Raw genomic sequence first — 23,169 nt, 5'->3', positions numbered from 1 at the left:
AATTGACATATAAATTTTATACTGTATTTTGTGGGAATACGTGAAAAACATGCTATATATGGTAGTGACAGTAGAAGTTACTGAAAATAGTTGTCAGAAAGCTGATTGTCATATATGTTGTAAGGTGTAGAATAATGTTAATACTTTGAAGGAGGTACATGGTATGGATTGGTTACAAGCTGCAAAAGAAAGGCAAGATGAATTAATACAAGAGTTACAGGAGCTTGTGCAAATTAATAGTGTGCTCGATGAGGATACAACAACTACTGAAGTACCTTTTGGAGAGGGTCCACTTCAAGCACTGGAATGGTTACTAGCAAAAGGTCAGAATGAAGGCTTGCTCACGAGAAACGTTGATAATTATGCTGGACATATTGAAATGGGTACAGGTGAAGAGTTATTAGGTATTTTATGTCATGTTGATGTTGTTCCAATTGGAGAGGAAGCGGATTGGACATACCCTCCATTCAGCGGCACAGTAGCAGATGGTAAATTATTTGCACGTGGTGCGATTGACGATAAAGGACCTACGATTGCGGCATGGATGGCCATGAAGCTTGTGAAAGATGCAGGTATTCCATTAGAAAAAAGAGTACGAATGATTATTGGTACGGACGAAGAAACAGGATTCCGCTGTGTCGACCACTATTTTAAACAGGAGGAAATGCCAACAATTGGTTTTGCACCAGATGCGGATTTCCCGCTCATCAATGCAGAAAAAGGCATTGCAGAGCTTGTGTTCTCTCAAAATAAAGTGGGTGATGCAACGAAAGAACAACTACTACTATTTAATGCAGGAAAGCGCCCAAATATGGTACCTGATTTTGCAAAAGCAACGATTCAGCATGTATCAGTATCATTCGAACAGAATTTTCAAACATTTTTAAGCAAAAATCAGCTAGAAGGCTCTTTATTAATGGAGGACTCTCGCTATATAATAACTATCAAAGGTAAAGCAGCCCATGCAATGGAACCAGATAAAGGTGTCAATGCAGCTGTTTATCTTGCAGCATTTTTACAACAAGAGTTGACGACTGAAGCAAGTAAACAATTTGTTGACTTTATTGCAGATGTTTTTTATCAGGATCATTATGGCAGTCAGCTCGACCTACAGTTTGAGGATGCAATGTCAGGACAAACGACATTAAACCCAGGGATCGTCAGCTATGATGTTCATAAAGGTGGCAGTTTAGTAATTAGTATGCGCTATTCTGTTTCCTATCCATTCGATGAAAAAATAACGGCAGCACAACGCTTAACGGTAGAAAAAGGGTTTTCTCTTGATATTCAAGACGACTCGAAACCACATTATGTCAGCGAGGATGATCCATTTATTCAGACATTAGCAGCTATCTATAGACGTCAAACGGGAGATACAGAAACACCTTTATTATCAACTGGTGGTGGAACGTACGCACGTGTGATGAAAAAAGGCGTGGCATTTGGCATGCTGTTCCCAGGAGAGCCAGATGTAGCGCATCGAGCGGATGAGTTTGTTGTCGTTGAAAACCTCGTGAAAGCAGCAGCAATTTATGCTGAAGCAATTGTTGAACTTGCAGGAAAAAAATAACTCAAAGACGAAAAGGATGAACAAAACATGGCATATTCATTATGGAATGATCAAATTGTGGAAGAAGGATCCATTGCGGTATCACCAGAAGATAGAGGCTATCAATTTGGTGATGGCATTTATGAAGTAATCAAAGTTTATAACGGAAATATGTTTACAGCACAAGAGCATATTGATCGTTTCTATGCAAGCGCCGAAAAAATTCGTCTTGTTATTCCTTATACGAAAGACGTTTTACACAAATTATTACATGAGCTAATTGAAAAAAATAATCTAGATACAGGGCATGTTTATTTCCAAATCACACGTGGTGCCAATTCACGTAATCACGTTTTCCCAGATGCAAGTGTACCAGCTGTATTAACAGGTAATGTAAAAGCGGGTGAACGTGCATATGAGAACTTTGAAAAAGGGGTAAAGGCTACGTTTGTAGAGGATATTCGTTGGTTACGCTGTGATATTAAATCGTTAAACTTACTTGGTGCAGTATTAGCAAAACAAGAGGCTGCTGAAAAGGGCTGCTATGAAGCAATTTTACATCGTGGGGATATCGTAACAGAATGCTCATCAGCAAACGTTTATGGGATTAAAGACGGTAAGCTTTATACACATCCAGCAAATAACTTCATTTTAAACGGTATTACTCGTCAAGTGATTTTGAAATGTGCAGAGGAGATTAGTTTACCTGTCGTGGAAGAACCAATGACAAAAGCTGATTTATTAACAATGGATGAAATCATTGTATCATCTGTATCTTCTGAAGTTACACCTGTTATTGATGTGGATGGTAACCAAATTGGTGCAGGAGTGCCAGGTGAATGGACGCGTAAATTGCAACAAGCTTTTGAGGCGAAATTACCACTTTCTTTGAATACAAAATAAAAGAACCATTTAAGAGAACTATCGATAAGGGTAGTTCTCTTTTTTATGGATGTAATGTTTGGTGTCGTCATGTAAAATAAAAAGGATAGTAATGAATAATTTTACAGATTGAAATTTGTAGAATAATTGTCGATGTATTGAATACAATGCCTCTTTTCTACCAAAGCAATCAAGATAAAAAAAGAACTATAGATATGGTGAGTAAGAATGGAGTGACCTTTACATGGCACAATTGGTGAAATTACAAGATTATATTTCACGCTATCAAATTGATTTAGCGAGATACCCAACACAGTTTGTGCGCCTAAAGAAAAACCAATGGGAGCGCATTAAGCGACAGTGGGAATTGGGAGAAGATATTAGCGAGTGGCAACATGTCGACAATGAGGCAGAAGCGGAGGCTTACGAGGAAAAAGAACGATTTTCCTTCATAAAAAAATGGTTTGCTGGACGGCAAAAGGAAATAACAGAGGATGTTGAAGAAGTAGAGATATCAAATGAGCTTGTCAGTGATGAGGATATCATTCCAGAAGAAGAAACGACGCTCACATTTGAACCTAAAATTGTGTATGCACCACAATCCATCCATGAGCTGAAACGAATGTTTATTGATCAATTTTTTCATTTTCAAATGAAATGGGCCAGTTCAACATTACGAGAAAAATCATATGTAGATCCTCGTTTTATGCGTGACTCATTGCTTCGTATGTTATTGCAAACATTACCAGATAATTATCTATTGTTTTATTATCCGATACTACAAATTAGAAAAGCTCCTATAGAGCTGGATGTAGTGTTAATGTCCCCAACTGAGTGTATTTGTATTACGGTCTTAGAGGCTGACAATCAAGCTGTTTACGTAGGTGGCAGTGATCGCTTCTGGATTAAAAAAGTAGGGACGAAGGATTCTAAAGTCTTGAATCCAACGATTAATTTAGGTCGGATGGAATCGGTACTGTCACAGTTATTTAAACAAGAGGATATTGATATGCCTATCCGTAAGGTTGTGCTAACTCGCAATGGATATTTTGATTATCCTGGTTCACCATTTGGGGTTCGCTTTGTTGATCGTCGAAATTACCATGAATGGATAGAGCATTTAAGAAAAGTTTCCTCTCCTATGAAGCACATGCAAATCCGAGCTGCACAGACAATTTTAAATACAGTCCAAACGACTTCCTTTAACCGAGATATTTGGCAGCAAGCTCCTCAGCCAACAGAGGACTGATGTATGAACATTCTATTTATCGTCAATGAGGCAGCAGGAAATGGAAAAGGAAAAAAAGTTTGGCTCCAACTTCAACAGCAACTAACGATTCCCTATCAAGTGGCTTTTACGGAATATGAAGGACATGGACAGGAAATCGCGCAACAATGGGCACAACAGCAGCAAGATAAAAAGTTACTTGTCGTTGTTGGTGGTGATGGCACCATCCATGAAGTGGCTAGTGGCGTTGTACATAATGAATACATCATAATTGGTGTTGTTCGTGCTGGCTCAGGTAATGACTTTGCACGCTATTTTCACTCATTTTCCAATGCTCAGCAAATCGAGGACTATGTAAAGACTACCTTGGCCAATGTGAGGATGGATGCAGGAATCGTTCAGCTTGGGAATAGACGAAAAGAAATATTTGTCAATAATGCTGGCATAGGCTTCGATGCCTATGTGACAAAATCAATTAATACTTCTCGTCTTAAGTTTTATCTCAATAAGATTGGACTTGGAAAACTTTCGTATGCTGTCGCTGTTATTAGAGGGCTATTTCGCTTTGAACGTTTTGACATAACGATACGCTCAGGAGAACAGGAATGGCAATTTCAGCAGACATGGTTTGTGGCAATGAGTAATCAACCTTATTTTGGGGGAGGCATGAAAATATCACCTGCCGCAAAAGCAGATGATGGCCAAGTGGATATAACGATTGTACATGGGATTTCACGTATCAAATTATTAGTTGTATTTGTCACTGTGTTTTTTGAAAAGCATACAAAATTTAAGGAAGTTACATTTTTACAGGGACAGGATTTTGAACTTATCGCAGCAAATAAGGTTGATTGCCATGCGGATGGTAATTATATTGGCATTGTCAATCAAGGGACCAATATCCACTGTACAATACAACAAAATGCTTGGCAGGTTATTATCAAGGATTCATAAAAAATATCATTGTGCAATAATTTCATGCGAATTATAAGGGAATACGTTATACTATAAAAAAATCAATAATTTCACAAGAAAGAAATGAGGAACAACATTGAGATTAAGAAATAAGCCTTGGGCAGAGGAAATGATTACAGATCATCCAGAGGTGATTATTCCAAATCCTGAAGACTTTAAAGGAAATTGGCAGGCCGTTTTTGGCAATGACAACCCTATCCATATTGAAGTAGGCTCTGGAAAAGGGCAATTTGTGACAGGTATGGCTTTGCAAAATCCAACGATCAATTATATTGGAATTGAACTTTATGATAGTGTGATTGTTTGTGCATTAGAAAAAGTACTAGAGGCAAAATCTCCAGCGAATTTACGTTTACTAAAAGTAAATGGCGCAGATTTATATAAATTCTTTGACAAAAATGATGTATCACGAGTATACCTGAATTTCTCAGATCCTTGGCCAAAAACACGACATGCAAAAAGACGTTTAACGCACGGGGATTTTTTGAAATTATATGAGTCGATTTTAGTGGATAATGGGGAAGTCCATTTTAAAACGGATAACCGTGGTCTGTTCGAGTATTCTTTAATCAGTGTGTCTGAATATGGGATGTTATTAAAGTATGTATCTCTCGACCTACATGCAAATATGCCAGAGGATAATGTGATGACAGAATATGAAGAGAAGTTTTCTGCGAAGGGGCAGCCGATTTATCGCTTAGAATCGCAATTTATCACTAAATTGTAGGGGGAGTATGGATGGATCAGTTACAGTTTCACAATATGTCATTATCATGGCTAAACGGGGGTGTCACGTGCCTAGATGGTGGTGCGATGTTTGGCGTTGTACCAAAGCCACTTTGGTCTCGCAAATATCCAGTCAATGAAAAAAACCAAATTGAATTACCAACAGAACCGATCCTCATTCAATATGAGGGCAAAAACTACCTCATTGATACGGGTGTTGGTTTTAACAAATTAAATGAAAAGCAGTTACGAAACTTTGGTGTAACAGAAGAATCTTCGTTAGTAGATAGCTTACAAGAGTTAGGCTTAACGACAGCAGATATTGATGTAGTGTTAATGACGCATTTACATTTTGATCATGCTGGTGGTTTAACGCAATGGGAAGGGGATGTACTTGTACCAACTTTCCCGAATGCTAAGATTTTTGTAACGAAAATTGAATGGGATGAAATGCGTAACCCAAATATTCGCTCTAAAAATACCTATTGGAAAGAAAATTGGGAGCCCGTACAGCATTTAGTTGAAACTTACGAAGGATCGTTGGAAGTAGTACCTGGAATCGAAATGATTCATACGGGTGGTCATAGTGAGGGACATGCCGTAATCAAGCTAACGCAAAATGATGAAGTGTTATTGCACATGGCAGATATTATGCCGACCCATGCTCACCAAAATCCACTATGGGTATTAGCCTATGACGATTATCCAATGACAAGTGTATTTGCAAAAGAGCGACTGATGAAAGAAGCGCTAGCGAATAACTATGGCTTTATTTTCTATCACGATGCTTATTACCGTATGATTAGATGGGATGAATCAGGCAAAGAGATGGTGGATAAACTAGAGCGTAGTAGACAAGCTGTTATTACATTTTAATAGAGCAAGCAAAGGCGAGGTATTTGGCACATAAAATGTCAATGCCTCGCGTTTTTGTTCGTGAACAAGATAGAAAATATGATACACTTAACACGAAACTAAAATACAAAAGAGAGTTGAAATAAACATGCCAACTGAACAACCATTTTTACCAGTTTTACTAGGATCAGATATGAATGCATATGGTATGGCACGTGCGTTTTATGAAGCATATGGTATTAAACCACTTGTCTTAGGACGTTCTCATTTAACAGCAACACAAGATAGCCATATCCTACAATTTCAAGAAATAGACCGTTTAAATGAACAGGATGTTTTTGCACCTGCTCTTGCAGAAGTTGCAAAAAAATATGCTGATAAGAAACTATTATTGTTAGCATGTGGGGACGATTATGCCAAGCTGATCATCAAAAATAAGCCAGCGTTACAAGAGCACTTTACCGTACCTTATATCGATGAATCGTTGATGGATGAAATTTTATTGAAAGAAAATTTCTATAAAATGTGTGATCAATATAATTTTAAATATCCAGGTACAACAACGGTGACAGCTGACAACTATGAAAACTTTACACCACCATTTGCTTACCCTATTATTTTAAAGGCTTCAAACTCTGTAGAATATTGGGCATGTAAATTTCCAGGGAAGAAAAAAGTTTTTGTTGCACATGATGAAGCGGAAAAAACGGCTATATTAAAAGCAATTTATAGCTCGTCTTATCAGGATACAATGATTATTCAAGAATTTATTCCTGGGGATGATTCCTATATGCGCGTGTTAAATGCCTATGTAGGGAAAGATGGAAAAGTGAAGCTGATGTGTCTAGGTAATCCTATTTTAGAAGAACATTCTCCTGAAGGGATCGGAAGTTACGCAGCCATCGTGACAACCTATGATAAAGAATTAATGGATCAAGTACGATTCTTCCTAGAGGATATTGGCTATACAGGCTTTGCGAATTTCGATATGAAATATGATATTCGGGACAAGCAATATAAGCTATTTGAAATTAATTTACGTAATGGTCGATCTAGCTACTATGTAACGGCAAGTGGTCATAATTTAATGAAGTATGTTGCGGATGATCATATGTTAAATATCGAGCAAGAAGTCACATATGTGCAGGACAAGCATTTATGGATGATTATTCCGAAAGGTGTATTATTCAAATATGCATCGAATGAAAAGCTCAAACTAGAGGCGAAAAAATTAATTAGTGAGGGCAAATACACAAATTCTCTTTATTATAATGAGGATATGAATGCGAAGCGTTGGGTGAAGTTAACGCTCAATAACTTAAATTATTATCGTAAGTATAAAAAATACTTTAATAATAAAGGTTTATCCGAATAACATAGAGAAGCCATCTCCAATTCGTGAGATGGCTTCTTATGTTGTTGAAATAGATAGTATCACTAGCGGAAAAAGACCTTTTCATAAGGCGAGAGGTTGATTTCCGTTCCGCCAGTGTCCTTTCCAGGGGTTGCCCATAGGAAAGCAAGTAGCCTGCAACGGAAATCCCTTTTCACCTTTCACAAAAATAAACATTATAAGAAGCCATCTCCAATAAATGAGATGGCTTCTATTGTCTATACATGATTAAACTTCTATTAGTTCCACGACAACACCAGAGCGTGCATCGGCAGCAAATTCGAATGTCTGCATCTCACCTTCATGCATACGCGAGATCCCCCCGCGATATACTGGGATGGTAATAATACCATTTGAGAAATCTTCAGTTTTCATAAAAATCCAAGAACCATCAATCGGCGAATCCTTTTTAAATTCTCTTTTTATGTTTTCAAGTACTTGTCCTGCAGGTACGAACGGAGAAACTTTTTCACTAGCTTCTTTAATAATGACTGCGGCAGCTAAGCCAGTTGCGACACCAATTAAAAAATCACGTAATTTCATACTTTTTTCCTCCTTTTTCTATACCCTTATTTTAGCATAGCCTATGGAGTGAATGCACGTTCACAATTTAGCGGATTTAGGAAATGTATCAATATTTCGAATTCGGAAATAATTGTGTTACAATAGGCAAGGAAGAATATTCTACTTCGTGGGGAGAGAGTCATCATGAATGAGGAAACATTACAATTATTTAAAACATTAACAGAATTACCAGGCGCTCCGGGTAATGAACACGCTGTACGTGCGTTCATGCGTTCTGAGTTAGAAAAATACTCGGATGAAATTGTTCAAGATAATTTAGGTGGTATTTTTGGTGTGAAGCACAGTGATGTTGCGGGTGCACCGAAAGTTTTGGTTGCTGGTCATATGGATGAGGTAGCATTTATGGTTACGTCTATCACAGATAATGGGATGATCCGTTTTCAAACATTGGGCGGCTGGTGGAACCAGGTTATGCTTGCACAGCGTGTAGAAGTATATGCGAAAAATGGTGCAATTCCTGGTGTTGTTTCATCCATCCCACCACATTTACTAACAGATGCAGAACGTGCGAAGCCAATGGATATAAAAAATATGCTCATCGATGTTGGTGCTGACAATAAAGAAGATGCAATGGCTATGGGTGTTCGTCCTGGACAATCCATCATACCAATTTGTCCATTCACACCAATGGCAAATCCGAAAAAAATTATGGCCAAGGCTTGGGATAACCGCTATGGCTGTGGTCTAGCGATTGAATTAATGAAAGAAGTACAACACGAAAAACTAGGTTCGCATTTATATTCAGGTGCAAATGTAATGGAGGAAGTTGGCTTGCGCGGTGCACAAGTATCAGCAAACATGATTAAACCAGATTTATTCTTTGCGTTAGATGCTTCTCCTGCCAACGATATGTCAGGAGAAAAAAGTCAATTTGGACAACTTGGCAAAGGAACTTTACTCCGTATTTTAGATCGTACAATGGTTACACATCGTGGTATACGGGAATTTATTTTAGATACTGCCGAATCAAATCATATCCCTTACCAGTATTTTGTCTCCCAAGGTGGAACAGACGCTGGACGAGTGCATACAGCGAATGATGGTGTTCCAAGTGCAGTTATCGGCGTATGCTCACGTTATATTCATACTTCAGCGTCTATTATTCACATTGATGATTATGCGGCTGCCAAAGCGTTAATTGTTGAATTAGTGAAAAAAGCAGATCGTTCGACATTAGAGACAATTCGCGCTAATGTATAAGAAGTTAGGAAGATGCCTTTTAGGGGCATCTTTTTCTATGGAAAGAAAGTAGGGATTAGATGAAGATAGCAATTGGCACAACCAATAAAGCCAAAACAGAAGCAGTTGAAGTAATTGCTCGAAAATACTTTGAGGGTTCTATCTTTACTCATGTGAAAGCTGCTTCTGAAGTATCAGATCAACCAATAAGTAATGAAGAAACCCGATTAGGGGCAATGAATCGTGCTAAAAATGCTTTGATTTTAACAGGTGCAGAATTATCATTCGGTTTAGAAGGTGGCGTAACTGAAATCGATGGTGACATGTATGTTTGTAACTGGGGTGCCTTAACGGTGTCAGACGGGACAATATTTACAGCTGCTGGTGCACAAATTATACTACCAAAAGAAATTGCCCGGGAAATAAGAACTGGGGGAGAACTTGGCCCTATTATGGAACAATATACAAAACGCCGAGATATTCGTCAAGGTGCAGGTGCTGTAGGTATTTTTACGCAAGGTTTAGTGAGTAGACAGATGATGTTTGAGCATATTGTATCACTTTTAATCGGTCAATATTTGTTCACAATTTCACAAAAATAGTTAAATAGAATTAGTAATAACAGGATAGTTAGGTTGCATCTGATGAATAATTTTTTTAAAATAGAAAAAAGTTCGTAGTGAAAGGAAGAGAGACATGTCGTTTTCATGGCTAAGAGCTATTGGCCTAATGCTTTTACTTCTTGTCCTTTCTGGCTGCAATCAATCTATAGATGATCAAATTGCTAATGGCCTCCAATTAACGGAGACGGTTTTTGCTGAAGAGCCAGAAGAACATACAGTGGAAATTGGGGATATTAAATTATACTTACCTTCAAACTTTAAAGTTGAAGACAGTTCAGATGCTTATAATATTGTGATTTCAAAAGGAAAAGAAAGCTATATTCTTTTTATCAATGATCGTGAAGCACAAGACAGTAAGCTTTATTATAGTCTTTTAAAAGAAAATGAAGCTGACAAAATTATCGAAGAGTCAACTTATGATAAGGACGGTCGTTTTGGCTTCACTGCGGTTCTAAAAACAGACGAAGAAAATGAAATGGAGCTCATTGTTAGTAGTGGTGGTGTGAAGATGACAACCATTTCAAAGGCTAAACAAATTGAAAATAATTTGCGTGAGATGACGAAAATCGTTCATTCGGTTAAGATGAAGTAAATAGAAGGATTGAACAGAACGGTTCACAAACATGTGAGCCGTTTCATTTTGAAGTTAGGATGTGAAAAAGATGAAACAAATGAAGTCCGAACAACTAGTCGAGCTATTAAAAAAGCAATTAACTGAAGAGAAATATGAATTTCATTTTGATAAAAAGCATGATAAATTACGTTTGAATCATAAGACGATTGAAAAAGGGATGGAGCTTTCCTTGCCTGGAATCTTAGCAAAATATAATGAGAAGCAAGAGGCGGCGATTAAAGAAGTCGTATACACGATTGAGCAAACCTTTAATGCGATGGAGCGAGAAAAAGAACAGGGTTTCCAAACGACTACACATATTTATCCAGTTATTCGTGCCACTTCTTATCCCCAAGCATCGAAAGAAGGACATGCCTTTATAACAACTGAGCATACAGCTGAAACACGTATATTTTATGCACTCGATTTAGGTAAAACCTATCGCTTTATTGATGAATCCATGCTAGAAACATTACAATTAACTGTCGAGCAAATTAGAGAAATGGCACGCTTTTCGGTGAAGCAATTACCAACCGCTTATAAAAAAGATGAGGTAGCAGGTAATATTTTTTATTTTGTCAATGTGAATGATGGCTATGATGCTAGCCGTATTTTAAATGATAGCTTTTTGAAAGAAATGCATGCACTAGTGGAAGGTGATATGACATTATCTGTGCCACATCAAGATGTATTAATTATAGGTGATATTCGCAATGAAACAGGGTATGATGTATTAGCACAGATGACGATGCATTTCTTTGCTGTCGGTACGGTACCGATTACGTCATTATCTTTTATTTATGAAGATGGGGAACTAGAACCGATCTTTATCTTAGCCAAAAACAGAGTGAAAAAGGAGCAAGAATAACAATGAACGTATTTTACAACAAAGAGCATGTAGGAGATGTCTTACTAGTTCAACTAGCAACGGAGGCTATTGTGAAAACAGTAGTAGAACGCGCTGGAGATATTGCTATTTTAAAGGAAGCTCAAACAGGAGAAATTAAAGCCTTTAATTTATTTAATGCAAGCAGTTACATCCAAACAGAAGCAAAAGGCTTAGTGGAAGTGACACCAGAATTAGTAGCGCAGCTAACAGCAGCAATCGAAAAAAATGGAGCTAGTATCAATCTTGATGTTGATTTTTCTCCAAAGTTTGTTGTTGGTTATGTAGAGACAAAGGACAAGCATCCTAATGCTGATAAATTGAGTATCTGTTCAGTGAATATAGGAGATGAGACATTACAAATTGTTTGTGGTGCTCCGAATGTAGAAGCAGGTCAGAAGGTAGTTGTTGCGAAAATTGGTGCCGTAATGCCTTCAGGAATGCTTATTAAAGAAGGAAATTTACGTGGTGTTGATTCTTACGGCATGCTTTGTTCAGCACGTGAATTAGCGATTCCTAACGCACCATCTGAAAAAGGAATTTTAGTATTACCAGAGGATGCTATTGTTGGTAGTGCTTTTGAAGCACCAACTAAATAAAAATTCCTCTATTTAAAAAAGAAATTATTAAAATTTAAATGTTTTATCATGATATTATTCCTTGTATCAAGGTGAAATGCCCTAAATCGTTATGTTACTAATATGCTAGTAGCATAACGATTTTTTTGTTTAGAATGAGCCTCTAAATGCAAGTTTCAAGACCGTTTTTATGGTATGCTTTTTCATGTAGACATTGAGCTATGGAATAATAGAAAACTAGACAATGCTATAAATGAAGTGTAAGAGAAATGAGTGAAACGAAGTGAACTGGTTTAAAAAACAAATTAGTAAATTTATTAATAAAGAAGACGAAGATTATGAGTATGAAGAATATTATGAGGACTATGGAGAAGTACAGTCAGAGCAATTACATACACATAAAGAACCACCAATGGCTAAGCAAAAGACTTTCCGTTTCCCTTTGATTGACGATGATGAAGGTGGGACATCATACACGCCATCAAAAGAAATGTTTGACCAAATGGATGAGGATGATTATGGACAAATTGGAGATTTATCGTTACCAAAGCATTTAAATCATCATATTGTCGACTCTAGTGTTTATGATGTAGAGGTTTCAGGGATTCGGGATTTATTAGCAAACCGCTCTAAACGAACAGGTAGAAAAACAATGATGAAAAGTCAGCCTTTAGAACAGGAATATCGTTCAAGAGCAAGCTTAGTGTTTCGAGATGCACAAAATGAGACTGCTAATATAAACCCTACACCTGCACCAAAAGAAAAGAGTCAGCGGAAAGAACAAAAAGTTGAAAATATTTTACCTGAGAATCGTAAGCGTTTTGTGCCAACAGATGTGCCTTCACCCGTCTATGGTTTTGCAAAACCAAGTCCAATCAAAGAATTATTAGATAAAAGAAAAGAAGAACATGAGAAGCAAGAAACTGATGTACAGGCAGTTGAAAAGATAACTGCTGCAAAGCCTTTAAAAGAAGCGACAACAAATGAGGTAAATGAAAATATACTAGAAGAAAAAGAGCCGGCTAGCACAATCCAAACGGTTGTTACAGAGCATCATGAAATCATTCAACCGAAAGAGCTATCGACAGTAAATGAACCCATTATTTTTGAGGACGAAGTGTTGGTTGAGCATAAAGATGAAATGGATAATTTGTCATCAAATGCAACTGTACCTCAAACGTCTTCTTTTGCAATGGATTTTGAAGATCAAGTGAAAGAAGCTGTTGTGCAAGATCAAACTGTTCAACAACTTTCTGCAGATTCATCTGAAATCCATGTCAAGGAAATGATTGTGGAACAAGTACAAATCGAAAATTCTACGATCCATATTGGAGAAGTTACAGTCGTTCAACCGTCAATGGATGACCAATCTCCTGATACTGCATCGAGGGAAGAAAAAAGTCGAATTCCATTTAATGTACTCATGTTAAAAACAGATAAAGAAAGATGGAGAATTCAACAGCAATTAAAGGTGGCCCAGCAGCCTATCCGTGTAGAAAGCAAGCCTGAAGCAGTGAAAAATAGGCTAGTGGATGTGACGACAGAAGAATCATCTTCCTTAGACAGCATTACAACAAATGAAACTTGCGTAACAAAGCCAGAAGAGGACATTGATTTGCTTATGACAGAGAATGTTCAATCACAAGCAGATTTTCCAGTCCAACTTGATATTAAAGATGATGTAGAAAGGGTCACTTCAAAATACAGTGCTGAAGAGCCTGTAGCTGTGATTACAATGGCCCCTGTTACATCAATGTCAGGTATCTCCAAGAAAGAAAGAATAGCAATCGAAAAAGCAACCGCTGATGAAATTTCAGCAACGATTGAGCTAGAGCCTGAACCTGAGCTAGAGCCAGAACCAGAACCAGAACCAGAACTAGATTCGGAACTGGAACAAGAGCCAGAACTTAAGCTAGATACGGAACTTGAGGTAGAGCCAGAACTTGAGCTAGAGCCAGATCTTGAACCAGTACCAGCTCCCGACATAGAAGTAGTTTCAGAAATTGTAGAGGCTGTTCCAGTAGAATCGGTTGAGGATCAAGTAGTAGAAATGGAAGCTGTAATACCTGCGAAGCCAGTTCATGTCTATCAAAAGCCAACGGATGAATACCTAGAGCCACCAGAGGAAAAAACACAGGATACGGATTGGATGGAGCAACAGGGCGATACATTAGTCGAAGCATTATCTTATTTCCAAGTTTCTGCGCAAATTGAATCGATTATGCAAGGCCCAGCTGTTACTCAATTTGAAATAACGGTGAGTCATGGTACGAAGGTTAGTAAAATTCGAAACTTAGCAGATGATTTAAAACTTGCCTTAGCAGCAAAAGATATTCGTATTCAGGCACCAATTCCTGGGAAAAGCTCAATAGGTATTGAGATTCCAAATCGAGTATCTCGAGCTGTTCGATTATCTGAGGTAACAAATAGTGCCTCTTTCGTTGAGTCGGATTCGCCATTAGAGGCAGCTTTAGGTCTTGATTTAACTGGAAAGCCTGTTACGTTAGATTTACGAAAAATGCCTCATGGCTTAATTGCTGGTGCAACGGGTTCGGGTAAATCGGTTTGTATTAATTCTATTTTGGTTAGTTTATTATATAAAGCTGCACCTCACGAGTTAAAACTCATGCTGATCGACCCTAAAATGGTGGAGCTGGCGCCATTTAACCATATTCCACATTTAGTTAGTCCAGTCATTACCGATGTAAAGGCTGCAACGGCTGCACTGAAATGGGCTGTAGAGGAAATGGAGCGTCGCTATCAACTATTTGCACATGCAGGTGCACGTGATATTACACGTTATAACGCAATAGCGGATAAAAATAATGAACATAGTCTGAAGTTGCCTTATATTTTAATTGTCATTGATGAGTTAGCTGATTTAATGATGATGTCTCCAGCAGATGTAGAGGAAGCTATTTGCCGTATTGCCCAAAAGGCGCGTGCATGTGGTATTCATTTAATTGTTGCAACGCAAAGACCTTCTGTGGATGTTATTACAGGGTTAATCAAATCAAATATCCCTACACGTATTGCCTTTGCTGTTTCCTCTCAAATTGATTCCCGTACCATTTTAGATGGGCAGGGAGCAGAAAGGTTACTTGGTCGAGGGGATATGTTATATTTAGGTAATGGTATGTCAGCGCCAGTGCGCCTACAGGGAACATTTGTTACAGACGATGAAATTGAAGCGATTATTGAGCATGTTCGTGAACAAGGAGAGCCTGATTATATTTTCGATCAAGAGGAATTATTGAAGAAAACAGAGGTGTCCGCAGAACAGGACGATTTGTTTGAAGATGTTTGCCGATTTGTCTATGAGCAAGGGGGCGCTTCTACTTCATTGATTCAACGAAAGTATCATATTGGCTATAATCGTGCTGCTCGTTTAATTGATATGTTAGAATCACATGGTTTTGTTTCGGAAGCGAGAGGAAGTAAGCCGCGTGAAAGTTACATTACAGAAGAAGATTTAATTACTATGTTTGAATAAGAATTGCATTGTTTTCGTCTAGATTATCTAATTTACGTCGAATTTAGTTTTTTTAGAAAAGTTACACATCTATCCTTATGCATAAAAAGTGCTATAATAGACAAGATGTGTTGAATAGTACGTATTTTTTAACACTTGTGAAGGTATTAATACCTAACCATTCGTAAAATAATACGATACACCTAATAGATGATAGATGGGATATTGAAATTCCCGGGGGGTTTAATTAATGACAGTTTTTCATTTCACAGGCATTAAAGGTTCTGGCATGAGTTCGCTAGCGCAAATCTTATTTGATGCTGGTGAACAAGTACAAGGCTCAGATGTCGATAAATATTTCTTCACGGAGCAACCGTTACGTGAACGTAATATTCCAATTTTTACATTTAATGCAGATAATATTAAAGAAGGTATGACAGTGATTGCAGGAAATGCGTTTTCCGACGATCATCCTGAATTAGTACGTGCTCGAGAAATCGGTGTAGAAGTCATTCGTTACCATAAATTTTTAGGTGAATATATTGGCAACTATACATCCATTGCTATCACAGGTGCACATGGTAAAACATCTACGACTGGCTTAATGGCACATGTGGTAGGTGGTTATAAACCAACATCTTATTTAATTGGTGATGGTACTGGTGCAGGTCATGAAAATTCGGATTTCTTTGTCATGGAGGCATGTGAATACCGCCGTCACTTCTTAGCCTATAATCCTGATTATGCTGTGATGACGAACATCGATTTTGATCATCCAGATTACTTTGCTAATATAGAGGACGTATATTCTGCCTTTCAATCATTAGCATTACAAGTGAAAAAAGCAATTATAGCATGTGGCGATGATGAACAGCTTCAGCGTATTCAAGCAAAAGTGCCAGTTGTGTATTATGGATTTGGTGCTGAAAATGATTTTGAAGCTCGTAATGTAGAAAAAACAACTGAGGGTACAAAATTTGATGTTTTTGTACGTAATGAATTTTATAGCACTTTCTTTATCCCGTTATTTGGAGATCATGCTGTTTTAAATACATTGGCGGTGATTACGCTATGTGAATATGAAGGCATTTCACCAGACATTATTCAGGATCGCTTACACACGTATAAAGGTGTAAAGAGACGTTTTACTGAGACCGATATAGGGGATAATGTTTTAATAGATGACTATGCACACCATCCAACTGAAATTCGTGCGACAATTCAATCAGCACGACAAAAATTTCCTGAACGTGAGCTAGTTGCAATTTTCCAACCACATACATTTACACGTACACAAGCTTTTTTACAAGATTTTGCGGATAGTTTGAGCCTTGCGGATACAGCCTATTTATGTGATATATTTGGCTCTGCGAGAGAAACGCAAGGTGCGCTTTCTATTCATGATTTAGCATCACTTATTGAAGGCAGTGCAGTGATTACCACTGAAGGAATTGATATATTAACAAAACATAATGGCGCGGTATTCCTATTTATGGGCGCTGGTGATGTTCACAAGTTCCAAGATGCTTTTGAAGACGTGCTTAAAAACAATGAAACAGCTTAGTCCGTAGGGGTTAAGCTGTTTTTTCTCAAATTTAAGCAGGAATTCCGTTTTTTTTTGTCGAAGTTAGGGAAAGTAATAGTAAAGACAATTTACTAGCAGGAGGTCAACTTATGGAAGTGATTTTGTATATTGCAGCCATTATTGCTGCAATCGGTTTTTTAATTTTATGTGTGAGCGTGGGCATGACTTTATTCTCACTCAAGTCCATTCTAAACAGCTTAGCTGGGACATTATCTGGGATTGAAGGCCAGATGGAAGGCATTACACGCGAAACAACGTCTTTATTATCAAAAACAAATAGCTTAGCAGAGGATATTCAACATAAATCTGAACAATTAAATTCAGTTGTTCAAGCTGTTAAAGGTATTGGTGACTCCGTGAATGGTTTAAATAATTCTGTTCAGCAGATTACTTCTTCTGTTTCTAAAAGCGTAGAACAGAACGAAGAAAAAATTGCACAAGTTGTACAATGGAGTAATGTTGCGATGGGTATTGCAGATAAATGGAAAAAACGCAAAATCATTGAGCAAGAATCGGTATCACCTGATGCCTATGCATTTGAGACTGTGCAAGTAGAAGAAACACCAAAAAGAAAATGGGGTCGTAAAAAATGATGATTATTCAGTGAGTATTCCATGCTGACTGAATAAAAATAAAGTCTTAGACATAAGTTGAAGATGCATCTGTGAAAGTAGATGGACAACCAGTCTAGACAAATTTGATAATTAGATGGGGAGGAATTGTTGCATGACAACTCAAAAGCCAAATTTTAACGAAGTAAAGGAACAACAGCTTGAAAGTTCATTGCCTCAGCTTTATCATCCGCAAGACTCGATTTATGAAGAGGAGCGTGTAAACATGAAGGATTTTGTGATTGGCGCATTAGTTGGAGGAATCGTAGGTGCTGCTGCAGGTCTACTGTTAGCTCCAAAATCAGGAAAAGATTTAAGGAGTGATGTGGCTGTACAAGCTGTTCAGTTAAAAGATAAGAGTGCAGACTTCTCGACAACTGCAAAAGATAAAACAGTGCAACTTTCTAAACAAATTCAAGAGCAATCTACACAATTAGTGGAGAAAGTAAAAACACTAAAAACGGCAAAAGCACCAACTGTTTTTGATGATGGTACGGTTTCCTTTGAAGGGGAAGAACCGCTAGAGGATTTTCTTCCAAGTGAGGAACCAAAAGCCGAAGAGACGACAGAAGAAACAGAACAAAAAGAAGAGACAAATGAAGAAGTTCGTGCTTAGTGCATAATATAAAGGGATACGTTACAAGATAAAGTTGTAACGTATCCCTTTTTTAAATGATTGGTGAAGTTTCTAATAGTATTTCTAATTGATCACCACCGAATATTTCTGTATCAAAGCTTGCTGGCTGACCATTTCTTAAAATCGTAAAATTCCCCTTAAAGGCGCTTGGTAGCTGCCAATTAGAGAAACGGAAAACATCTTGATAAATCCAACGACTGCGATCCTTTTCTTTAAATACTAAAGTCGCCCCATTTGGTACAGTGGACTGTGGTGACACAACCATTTTATTGACAATCGCTTCATTTGCTGTTTTCCTTAGTTCCAAAACTTCTTGTTGAAAATGAATGATGATTTTATCCTCTAGCAAAAGGTTCATTTGGTCTGCTATATGTTGTACGGTTGGTAAAGATGGTTGTTGGAAGCTAATCACATCTCCATTTTGTACAGCATAGCTCAGTTTAGCTACTTTTCCATTAATCATTAGCTGTGATGAAAATTCTGGTAAATACAAAGGTTGTCCATCAACTTGAATCGTATAGGATTCAAATTGCTTTAATAAATGCCAATTATTTGTGATTTTAAAGACATCCTCGATTGTTTCGGCTATGTCAAAAACGACGATATCACGATCGTTTAAAACCGTTTCAAGAGATGCAGAAGAGGTATTCACAGTAATTTTCGGCTCAATCACATATTTGGTATTTTGAATAGTCACCGTCTTTATTGCGGCTTCATCTATAAGATCTCTTACTGTAGCCGTTGCCTGTTGCCCATCTAGCCCTTCTATTAGCTGAATGGCATCTCCAGTTTTAATCAGGCTTTTTGTTGATGCCTGTTGCCCGTTTACAAATATTTCTGCTGGCTGGCCATGCCCACCTGGTATAAAAATATCCTGTCCGTTGACACTGATAGAAAGCCCATGACCTGGTTTTCCATATAATTGCTTTGCGCGAATATTGGCAGCTAAAAAAGCATCTGCCACAGTCATTTCTTTTAGTTCAAAAAGGCGAACCACTTGATTATTGACCGTTAAACTCATATATTGAATCGGCATTTTTTTAGCAGCAATGGCAATACCGATTGGCGTGACTAATTCAGGTGAGGCTTTGATATGTTCTTCCTTTGTTAAGTTTTGAATAGCATCAATACCTCGAACAGCAATACGATTTGCTGGTAAATCCAGAACTTGGCCAAGTTCTGTAGTTAGATTTGGTGTTAAGCTACCTCCACCAACGAGCATAACGGCTTTGGGTGCTACTCGGTTATTGAGTCGTAAAATTTCTTCTCCGATAGACTTTGCCAACTGTTTCACTGCAGGCTCAATCGCTAAAAAAACTTCCTCCTTAGGATAGAACTGGTCAAAGCCTAGTATATCTTGAATCAGTATCTCCTCTGCTGTTTGTAGTTGACGTTTTGCCTCTTCAGCTACAGGGAAGTCTAGCAAATAGTGATCGCTTAAAGCTTCTGTTATTTCATCGCCAGCTGTTGGTACCATGCCATAAGCCACAACTGTACTTTTATCCGTAATGGCAATATCCGATGTCCCAGCTCCTATATCAACAAGTGCCACGTTTAAGCGACGCATCGTTGGAGGAATTAGCACATTAATGGCAGCAATCGGCTCTAATGTCAATGCTTCCATTTCTAAATCCGCCCGTTTAAGAGCGGCAATCAGTGATTCCACCACTACCCGAGGTAGAAACGTTGCAATCACTTCGATTTGGGCTTCATCACCCTGTTGATCTAAGAGGCTGCCAATTTCCTCGCCATCCAAGCGATAATAGAGGACTGAGTAGCCTACACAATAATAGTGGCTAATTTTTGCATCCTCTTTTTGTTGCAAGAGTTGTTGCTGTGCTTGTTGCACAGCCTGAAGTTCCAAGCGACTAATATCTTCTTCAGTAAAAATTGGTCGATTACGTATATTGATGGTCACACTAGCCTGTTCCGTTTTCAAAGATCGACCTGCTGCAGCAACACTTACCTTTGTGAGAGGCCCGTGTTTCTCTTCAAGTTCACGTTTTATTTCATTAATTAAATCTGCCACATACATGACATTATGTATTTGTCCATCTACCATGGCACGTTCTTTATGCTCTTTTACTAGAATATCTTCCACATGAAAATGGTCATTTTCTTCTTGTAGAATAATCCCGACCACTGAGCGTGTGCCAATATCAAGTGCGAATAGTTTAGAACTCAATGTAATCGCTTCCTTTCGCGTCATACTTGAAAATAATTTAGCGAGTTGAAGCGCTAAATTAAAAATGCGTGACATTCTGAACAACATTGATTATAATAATGCTATTATCTAAAAATGTAACATACATTTCAGAGTTCTGAAAGTGTCTGTCATGAGGAGAGGAGCAAGAAAGCATGAGCCAAAAAGATTTAGAAAGCTTACGTAGTCAAATAGACGGTTTAAACTTAGAAATTCTTCGTCTAATTAACGAACGTGCAGCTGTAGTTGATGAAATCGGTAAAATTAAAGAAAAACAAGGTGTGAATCGCTATGATCCACTGCGTGAAAGACACATGCTTGATCTTATTAAAGAACACAATCAAGGTCCATTAAACCAAATGACGGTTGATTATATATTTAAGCAAATCTTTAAAACAGCTTTAAAACAACTTGAAGCTGATAAGAAGAAAGAGTTGCTTGTATCTCGTAAGAAGAAATCAGAAGATACAATTATTAATATCAATGGTGAATTAATTGGACAAGGAAAACCATCTTTCGTATTCGGTCCTTGTGCGGTTGAGTCGTATGAGCAGGTAGCAGCTGTTGCCGCTTCTATTAAAGCAAAAGGTGAAAAGTTAATTCGTGGTGGTGCTTATAAACCACGTACTTCTCCATATGACTTCCAAGGTCTTGGGTTAGAAGGTCTGAAAATTTTAAAACGTGTGTCAGAGGAATATGGTTTAGGTGTTATTACTGAAATCGTGACACCAGGTCATTTAGAGGAAGCATTAGATTATATTGATGTTATCCAAATCGGTGCACGTAATATGCAAAACTTTGAATTATTAAAAGCAGCAGGTGCAACAAATAAACCTGTCCTATTAAAACGAGGTTTAGCTGCAACAATTGATGAGTTTATTCATGCGGCAGAGTACATTATGTCTAAAGGAAATGAAAACATTATCCTTTGCGAACGTGGTATTCGTACTTATGAAAAAGCAACTCGTAATACATTAGATATTTCAGCCGTACCAGTTTTAAAACAAGAAACGCATTTACCAGTATTCGTAGATGTTACACATTCAACAGGGCGTCGTGATTTATTATTACCATGTGCGAAAGCAGCTATTGCAATCGGTGCTGATGGCGTCATGGCAGAAGTACATCCAGATCCATCTGTTGCATTGTCTGACTCACAACAACAAATGGATATCCCAACATTTGACGCATTCTATGAAACACTACAAAAATTCATGAAAAATCATGAAATTCATGCGTAATTGTTAACAGCGAACACCGCTTGCTTATTTCGGCAGGCGGTGTTTGTTATATCGTGACAAAATAATGTCTAGAATAGGACTATTAGTACTTGGTTTTTACGTAGTTCTTCTTGAAAATAATATGAAAATTATCGTATGATAAGGCTATAATAGGAAAAAAGGGAGGCACGTACGATGACTGTTACAATTTATGATGTTGCAAGAGAAGCAAATGTTTCCATGGCAACGGTCTCTCGTGTAGTCAATGGTAATCAAAACGTAAAACCAGCAACACGAAAAAAAGTACTAGAAGTAATTGAACGATTAGAATACCGTCCAAACGCAGTAGCGCGAGGTTTAGCAAGTAAGAAAACAACAACAGTTGGCGTGATTATCCCAGATATTGCAAACAATGTTTATGCGGAGCTGGCTCGTGGTGTAGAGGATATTGCCACAATGTATCGTTATAATATTATTTTAGCCAACTCAGATCAACATGAAGATAAAGAGTTACAGCTACTGGATACAATGCTTGGAAAACAGGTTGATGGTATTGTCATGATGAGTGATGAGGTCACAGAAAAAATGCAGCAAACGATGGATCATTCGCCAGTACCGATTGTGCTTGCAGGCTCTGTGGATGAATCCCAAACAATTGCAACTGTGAATATCGATTATTTCCAGGCAGCTTATGAAGCAATTTCTTTACTTATTCAAAATGGACATACACGGATTGGTTTCGTTACTGGCCCACTTTCGTATACAATTAACGGAAAATTCAAGCTAGCAGCCTATAAGAAAGCATTGCAGGATGCTGGTTTACCAATAGATGAAGCATTAATTGCCGCAGAAGAGTCCAGTTATGATATGGGCTTAGAGGCTTGGGAGATTTTATCTGCACTTGAACAGCCACCAACAGCTTATTTTGCAGGTAGTGACGAGTTGGCCATCGGTTTAATTCATGGCGCACAAGACGCTGGCAAAAATGTTCCAGAGGATATTGAAGTTATCAGCTTTGAGAACTCAAAGCTAGCGCGAATGGTTCGCCCACAGCTAACAAGTGTCGCACTACCGCTTTACGATATTGGTGCTGTTGCTATGCGCCTGCTGACAAAGTTAATGAGCAAGGAAGCAGTCGAGGATGAGGCGGTAATTTTACCACACCGTATTGAGCATCGACAATCTGTCAAAAGTAAATAATGATTCCTAACACGTAAATCGCTTCTGAAGGATTTGCGTGTTTTTTTATTGATTGATGGAAAGAACAGCAGAAATAGAGGGTAGCAGTTCAAAAGTGCTGGATAGAACGCAAGAATGGATGAATATACCACCAAAAGCAGTGGATAGCTCTCCGATTCAAAGAAAAAAC

At 38.0% G+C, this 23,169-nt stretch carries 20 protein-coding genes; 18 read left to right on the top strand and 2 right to left on the bottom strand.

Features of this window, described 5'->3' with window-relative positions; genetic code table 11:
• The first annotated feature begins 163 nt into the window (after positions 1 to 163).
• The 7 genes from pepV (at position 164) to JTI58_RS02555 (ending at position 7,590) form a co-directional block, all read left to right on the top strand.
• Positions 164 to 1,570 (top strand): dipeptidase PepV, encoded by a 1,407-nt coding sequence (pepV, locus tag JTI58_RS02585; protein WP_205445043.1) that lies wholly within the window; start codon positions 164 to 166, stop codon positions 1,568 to 1,570.
• 27 nt (positions 1,571 to 1,597) lie between these two features.
• Positions 1,598 to 2,452 (top strand): D-amino-acid transaminase, encoded by an 855-nt coding sequence (dat, locus tag JTI58_RS02580; RefSeq protein WP_205445041.1) that lies wholly within the window; start codon positions 1,598 to 1,600, stop codon positions 2,450 to 2,452.
• 223 nt (positions 2,453 to 2,675) lie between these two features.
• Entirely contained in the window at positions 2,676 to 3,680 is a 1,005-nt protein-coding gene (locus JTI58_RS02575; RefSeq protein WP_205445038.1) for an NERD domain-containing protein, read from the top strand.
• Between the two features lie 3 nt (positions 3,681 to 3,683).
• Positions 3,684 to 4,613 (top strand): diacylglycerol/lipid kinase family protein, encoded by a 930-nt coding sequence (locus JTI58_RS02570; protein ID WP_205445036.1) that lies wholly within the window; start codon positions 3,684 to 3,686, stop codon positions 4,611 to 4,613.
• Positions 4,614 to 4,710: 97 nt separating this feature from the next.
• The gene (trmB, locus tag JTI58_RS02565) at positions 4,711 to 5,361 is read left to right on the top strand and encodes a tRNA (guanosine(46)-N7)-methyltransferase TrmB (protein ID WP_205445035.1); all 651 of its coding nucleotides are present in this window, start codon (positions 4,711 to 4,713) and stop codon (positions 5,359 to 5,361) included.
• Positions 5,362 to 5,372: 11 nt separating this feature from the next.
• A complete protein-coding gene (locus JTI58_RS02560) occupies positions 5,373 to 6,236 on the top strand; it encodes a YtnP family quorum-quenching lactonase (RefSeq protein WP_205445033.1) in 864 nt (287 codons plus the stop codon).
• 127 nt (positions 6,237 to 6,363) lie between these two features.
• Entirely contained in the window at positions 6,364 to 7,590 is a 1,227-nt protein-coding gene (locus tag JTI58_RS02555) for a carboxylate--amine ligase (protein ID WP_205445032.1), read from the top strand.
• A gap of 246 nt (positions 7,591 to 7,836) precedes the next feature.
• Here the strand turns inward: JTI58_RS02555 and JTI58_RS02550 are convergent, their stop codons facing one another.
• On the bottom strand, positions 7,837 to 8,151 hold the full coding sequence (locus tag JTI58_RS02550) for a hypothetical protein (RefSeq protein ID WP_205445030.1): 315 nt from the start codon (positions 8,149 to 8,151) through the stop codon (positions 7,837 to 7,839).
• A gap of 165 nt (positions 8,152 to 8,316) precedes the next feature.
• On the opposite strand from JTI58_RS02550, the gene JTI58_RS02545 reads away from it, so the two are divergent.
• The 9 genes from JTI58_RS02545 (at position 8,317) to JTI58_RS02505 (ending at position 18,356) form a co-directional block, all read left to right on the top strand.
• On the top strand, positions 8,317 to 9,393 hold the full coding sequence (locus JTI58_RS02545) for a M42 family metallopeptidase (protein ID WP_205445028.1): 1,077 nt from the start codon (positions 8,317 to 8,319) through the stop codon (positions 9,391 to 9,393).
• A 59-nt stretch (positions 9,394 to 9,452) separates the two neighbouring features.
• Complete coding sequence (locus tag JTI58_RS02540) at positions 9,453 to 9,974, top strand: DUF84 family protein (protein ID WP_205445026.1); 522 nt, start codon at positions 9,453 to 9,455, stop codon at positions 9,972 to 9,974.
• 94 nt (positions 9,975 to 10,068) lie between these two features.
• Positions 10,069 to 10,587 (top strand): hypothetical protein, encoded by a 519-nt coding sequence (locus tag JTI58_RS02535; protein WP_205445025.1) that lies wholly within the window; start codon positions 10,069 to 10,071, stop codon positions 10,585 to 10,587.
• 70 nt (positions 10,588 to 10,657) lie between these two features.
• On the top strand, positions 10,658 to 11,476 hold the full coding sequence (locus JTI58_RS02530; RefSeq protein ID WP_205445023.1) for a DUF1444 domain-containing protein: 819 nt from the start codon (positions 10,658 to 10,660) through the stop codon (positions 11,474 to 11,476).
• Between the two features lie 2 nt (positions 11,477 to 11,478).
• Positions 11,479 to 12,093, top strand: a complete 615-nt coding sequence (ytpR, locus tag JTI58_RS02525; RefSeq protein WP_205445022.1) for a YtpR family tRNA-binding protein — start codon at positions 11,479 to 11,481, stop codon at positions 12,091 to 12,093.
• Between the two features lie 262 nt (positions 12,094 to 12,355).
• Entirely contained in the window at positions 12,356 to 15,565 is a 3,210-nt protein-coding gene (locus JTI58_RS02520) for a DNA translocase FtsK (protein ID WP_205445020.1), read from the top strand.
• A gap of 229 nt (positions 15,566 to 15,794) precedes the next feature.
• Positions 15,795 to 17,108, top strand: a complete 1,314-nt coding sequence (gene murC, locus JTI58_RS02515) for a UDP-N-acetylmuramate--L-alanine ligase (protein WP_205445019.1) — start codon at positions 15,795 to 15,797, stop codon at positions 17,106 to 17,108.
• A gap of 110 nt (positions 17,109 to 17,218) precedes the next feature.
• Entirely contained in the window at positions 17,219 to 17,722 is a 504-nt protein-coding gene (locus JTI58_RS02510) for a DUF948 domain-containing protein (RefSeq protein ID WP_004226103.1), read from the top strand.
• A 133-nt stretch (positions 17,723 to 17,855) separates the two neighbouring features.
• Positions 17,856 to 18,356, top strand: coding sequence for a YtxH domain-containing protein (locus tag JTI58_RS02505; protein WP_205445017.1), 501 nt, complete (start codon positions 17,856 to 17,858; stop codon positions 18,354 to 18,356).
• 52 nt (positions 18,357 to 18,408) lie between these two features.
• On the opposite strand, the gene pilM is transcribed toward JTI58_RS02505, so the two are convergent.
• The gene (pilM, locus tag JTI58_RS02500; protein ID WP_205445015.1) at positions 18,409 to 20,562 is read right to left on the bottom strand and encodes a pilus assembly protein PilM; all 2,154 of its coding nucleotides are present in this window, start codon (positions 20,560 to 20,562) and stop codon (positions 18,409 to 18,411) included.
• Positions 20,563 to 20,735: 173 nt separating this feature from the next.
• On the opposite strand from pilM, the gene JTI58_RS02495 reads away from it, so the two are divergent.
• Complete coding sequence (locus tag JTI58_RS02495) at positions 20,736 to 21,821, top strand: bifunctional 3-deoxy-7-phosphoheptulonate synthase/chorismate mutase (RefSeq protein WP_004226108.1); 1,086 nt, start codon at positions 20,736 to 20,738, stop codon at positions 21,819 to 21,821.
• A 174-nt stretch (positions 21,822 to 21,995) separates the two neighbouring features.
• Positions 21,996 to 23,000 (top strand): catabolite control protein A, encoded by a 1,005-nt coding sequence (gene ccpA, locus JTI58_RS02490; RefSeq protein WP_205445014.1) that lies wholly within the window; start codon positions 21,996 to 21,998, stop codon positions 22,998 to 23,000.
• Positions 23,001 to 23,169: the final 169 nt, after the last annotated feature.

Source organism: Lysinibacillus fusiformis, assembly GCF_016925635.1.
Lineage (GTDB): Bacteria > Bacillota > Bacilli > Bacillales_A > Planococcaceae > Lysinibacillus > Lysinibacillus fusiformis_F.
This window is presented reverse-complemented; position numbering and strand designations above follow the sequence as displayed.

Coding starts and splice junctions, on each gene's coding strand:
- pepV (WP_205445043.1), top strand. CDS start 164: ATGGATTGGTTACAAGCTGCAAAAGAAAGGCAAGATGAATTAATACAA.
- dat (WP_205445041.1), top strand. CDS start 1,598: ATGGCATATTCATTATGGAATGATCAAATTGTGGAAGAAGGATCCATT.
- JTI58_RS02575 (WP_205445038.1), top strand. CDS start 2,676: ATGGCACAATTGGTGAAATTACAAGATTATATTTCACGCTATCAAATT.
- JTI58_RS02570 (WP_205445036.1), top strand. CDS start 3,684: ATGAACATTCTATTTATCGTCAATGAGGCAGCAGGAAATGGAAAAGGA.
- JTI58_RS02560 (WP_205445033.1), top strand. CDS start 5,373: ATGGATCAGTTACAGTTTCACAATATGTCATTATCATGGCTAAACGGG.
- JTI58_RS02555 (WP_205445032.1), top strand. CDS start 6,364: ATGCCAACTGAACAACCATTTTTACCAGTTTTACTAGGATCAGATATG.
- JTI58_RS02550 (WP_205445030.1), bottom strand. CDS start 8,151: ATGAAATTACGTGATTTTTTAATTGGTGTCGCAACTGGCTTAGCTGCC.
- JTI58_RS02545 (WP_205445028.1), top strand. CDS start 8,317: ATGAATGAGGAAACATTACAATTATTTAAAACATTAACAGAATTACCA.
- JTI58_RS02540 (WP_205445026.1), top strand. CDS start 9,453: ATGAAGATAGCAATTGGCACAACCAATAAAGCCAAAACAGAAGCAGTT.
- JTI58_RS02535 (WP_205445025.1), top strand. CDS start 10,069: ATGTCGTTTTCATGGCTAAGAGCTATTGGCCTAATGCTTTTACTTCTT.
- JTI58_RS02530 (WP_205445023.1), top strand. CDS start 10,658: ATGAAACAAATGAAGTCCGAACAACTAGTCGAGCTATTAAAAAAGCAA.
- ytpR (WP_205445022.1), top strand. CDS start 11,479: ATGAACGTATTTTACAACAAAGAGCATGTAGGAGATGTCTTACTAGTT.
- murC (WP_205445019.1), top strand. CDS start 15,795: ATGACAGTTTTTCATTTCACAGGCATTAAAGGTTCTGGCATGAGTTCG.
- JTI58_RS02510 (WP_004226103.1), top strand. CDS start 17,219: ATGGAAGTGATTTTGTATATTGCAGCCATTATTGCTGCAATCGGTTTT.
- JTI58_RS02505 (WP_205445017.1), top strand. CDS start 17,856: ATGACAACTCAAAAGCCAAATTTTAACGAAGTAAAGGAACAACAGCTT.
- JTI58_RS02495 (WP_004226108.1), top strand. CDS start 20,736: ATGAGCCAAAAAGATTTAGAAAGCTTACGTAGTCAAATAGACGGTTTA.
- ccpA (WP_205445014.1), top strand. CDS start 21,996: ATGACTGTTACAATTTATGATGTTGCAAGAGAAGCAAATGTTTCCATG.